The following is a 532-nucleotide window of genomic DNA, read 5'->3' as shown; positions in this document are numbered from 1 at the left end:
ACGAGATGGCGGTGCGGCTCGGGCCCTACATCGCGCCGCACAACGTGCGGAACACCAAGGTCGCCTTCCAGAAGGACATCATCGAGCCCGGCAACTGGAAGCTCACGATGGAGAACAACCGCGAGTGCTATCACTGCGGGGCGAACCATCCCGAGCTGACCGTGCCGCTCTTCGCCTACGGCTTCGGCTTCGCGCCGGAGGAGATGGACGAGCACGACCGCGCCAATGCCGAACGCTACGGCTGCCTGCTCAAGACCCGCCACACCGAGTGGGAATCCGAGGGCCTGCCGTCGCGGGAGATCGACGAGCTCGACACGATGGTGACGGGTTTCCGCACCGAGCGCCTGCCTCTCGACGGCGAGGGCGAGTCGCACACCCTCGACACCAAGGCCGCCTGCCGGAAGCTCCTCGGCGACTTCACGAATGCCAAGCTCGGCGGCCTCTCGGTCTGGACGCAGCCGAATTCCTGGCACCACTTCCTCGGCGACCACATCGTCACCTTCTCGGTGCTGCCGCTCGATGCCGAGCGCTC

General features: G+C 66.5%; 1 protein-coding gene. It reads left to right on the top strand.

Going from position 1 to position 532, the window contains the following annotated elements; genetic code table 11:
• Window positions 1-532 (top strand): SRPBCC family protein (locus tag VQ03_RS30020; protein WP_048454597.1); only part of this gene is annotated, 532 nt, incomplete at both ends.

Source organism: Methylobacterium tarhaniae (genome assembly GCF_001043955.1).
Lineage (GTDB): Bacteria > Pseudomonadota > Alphaproteobacteria > Rhizobiales > Beijerinckiaceae > Methylobacterium > Methylobacterium tarhaniae.
This window is presented reverse-complemented; position numbering and strand designations above follow the sequence as displayed.